Below are 2246 nucleotides of genomic sequence, written 5' to 3'. Positions count from 1 at the left end.
CGGCCTCGTGGGGGGCGGGCGCCGTCGCGTTTTCACCGGCGGGCCCCCGTGCGCCGCGGCGCACGGGGACCGGCCCGTCCACGAAGGAGCGTCATGCGCGAGCACGTCCGGCGGGCGGTCGCGGCCCTGACGGCCGCCGCGGCCCTGGCCGCCTGCCAGGCCGACCGGCCCGTCCACGAAGGAGCCGCACCGCCGGCAGGGAGCCAGGCCGCGGGCCCGGCGGGCGGCGCGCCCGACGCGGCCCAGGTGCGCGCGCTGCTGGCGGACTCGTGGGTGAGCGACGGCCGGCGCGGCTACTTCGTGGACGGCGCGTGGAGCGCGGCGCGCTCGCCGTTCTCCCTCTACGACACGTACTGGCGGCTGCGGCTGGAGCCGGCCGCCGCCACGACCCTGGATCGCGACGCCGTGGCCCGCTGGCTGCCGGGCGCGCTGCAGGGCCGGCAGGGCACCAGCCCGCTGCCCGCCATGGGCCAGATCGGCTACGCGGTGCGCATCGCCGCCGCAGTCGGCGCGCCGGCCACCGGCGCCGGACCCGCGATCGAGGCGCTGCGTTCCGGCGGGCGCTACCGCACCAGCGGCGGATCGGCACCGAACTGGGGCAGCACCGCGCTCGCCGTCGAGGCGCTCACCACCGCCCGGTTGCCCGTCCCGGACGCCGTGACCGAGACCCTGCGCTCGGCGCTGCGCGAGGAGGGGCCGCCGTGGACCGCTGCCACGGCCGTGGAGGCGCTCGTGCCCCAGCTGCAGGCGGCGGCCGTGCTGTCCGGCGCCGGCCTGCCCCCGCAGCTGCTCGCCCGGCGGGTACAGCAGGCGCTGGACGCCCTCGGCGAGCTGCCCGACGTGGTGTGGCTGGGCGCGCAGGCGCAGCTGCGCCAGGACGCCGCCCGGCTCGGCATCGCCACGACCGCGTTCCCGCTGCACACCTGCGACCGGCTGCTGCGCCCCGACGGCACGGTCGCCGTGCCCGGCCAGGCCGCGGCCGACCCGCAGCTCACCTTCTACGCGCGGGCCGTGGGCTGCGCGCGGGCCGTCGTGCCGCCGGCGCCGCCGCGCTCGCGCGCCGGGTGGCCGGCCGCGGACGAGCTGGCCCGGGCGTTGCCCGCCAGCCTCGCCGGCCTGCGGCTGGCCGGGCTCCTGGGCGCGCCCGACCCGGCGCTGCCCGACCGGCTGCGGGCGAGCCTGCTCGACGTCTGGCTGCCCGCGCTCACCGGCCCCGGCCAGGGCGGCGCCGGACGGGCCCTGGCCGCGTCGCGGCTGCGGGTCCTCGCCGCGCAGGTCGCACCGGGCGACCGGGCCCGCGTCGAGCTCGCCGTGGCCGGCTGGTCACCCGACCTCGACGACGACCTGCAGCGGCTGCTCGCCGTCACCGACGCCGCGCTGCTGACCGGCGACGGCGAGCGCCGGGCCGTAGCGGCGCGCATCCCGGTGTCCGGGCAGCGGTCGATGTTCTCCGCGGCCGCCGAGGAGCTCGCGTCCCGGCTGCTCGGCGGTGACGCGCCGCGGCACGCGTCGGCCGTGGCCACCGTCGCGGCGCTGCGCCTCGACGGCGGTCTGCACCTGGTGTCGGCTGCGCCCGGCGGTACCCCGCCCGCCGACGCCGGCTCGCTCACCGCGACCGTGCTGGCCGCCTGGATCGGCGGCACCAGCCTGCCCGTCACCTGGTGGGCCGCCCGTGGCCTGTGCCGGGCCGGGCACTGCGGCGAGAACACCGCCGAGGCCGCCCAGGGCGACGGCACCGCCCTGCGCATCCTGGCGCTGATCCATGCCTGCGCCCAGCCGGCCTGCGGCCCCGGCGTCCCGCTGCTGCTGTGAGCGCCGCCGGCCGCGCACTGGCCGCGCCGCCGGTGCGCGGCTACGAGGGGGCGGTCGCGTCGAGCTTGCGCACCTGCAGCCACATGCCCGTGGCCCGCAGCCGCGCGACGAGGTCCAGCCCGGCGCGCTGGTCGCGGGGCGCCAGCACGAACACGAACTCGACGCCCTCGCCGCGCCCGCCCGGCCACACGACCGTCACGGGGGTCCTGGTGAAGGTCATGCCGGCCTCCAGCAGCGCGCGGTCGACCGCGTCGACCGCGTCGCCGAGCGTCGTCAGGTGGTACGCCGCCACACCCTGATAGATCTGCACGCCTCATTGTGGCCCAGCGGCACGCCCAGCGGTGCGGTCTGCGGTGCGGTCTGCGGTGCGGTCTGCGGTGCGGTCTGCGGTGCGGTCTGCGGTGCGGTCTGCGGTGCGGTCTGCGGTGCGGTCG

2 protein-coding genes are annotated in these 2246 nt (G+C 79.7%); one reads left to right on the top strand and one right to left on the bottom strand.

Features of this window, described 5'->3' with window-relative positions; genetic code table 11:
• Positions 1-93 precede the first annotated feature (93 nt).
• Complete coding sequence (locus tag AB0H83_RS05565; protein ID WP_360087296.1) at positions 94-1812, top strand: hypothetical protein; 1719 nt, start codon at positions 94-96, stop codon at positions 1810-1812.
• Positions 1813-1852: 40 nt separating this feature from the next.
• Here the strand turns inward: AB0H83_RS05565 and AB0H83_RS05560 are convergent, their stop codons facing one another.
• Positions 1853-2122, bottom strand: coding sequence for a hypothetical protein (locus AB0H83_RS05560; RefSeq protein WP_360087293.1), 270 nt, complete (start codon positions 2120-2122; stop codon positions 1853-1855).
• Positions 2123-2246: the final 124 nt, after the last annotated feature.

Source organism: Dactylosporangium sp. NPDC050688, from assembly GCF_040654515.1.
In the GTDB taxonomy this organism is placed as follows: Bacteria; Actinomycetota; Actinomycetes; order Mycobacteriales; family Micromonosporaceae; genus Dactylosporangium.
Note: the sequence above shows the minus strand (reverse complement) of the source record. Positions and strands in the feature narration are given on the sequence as shown.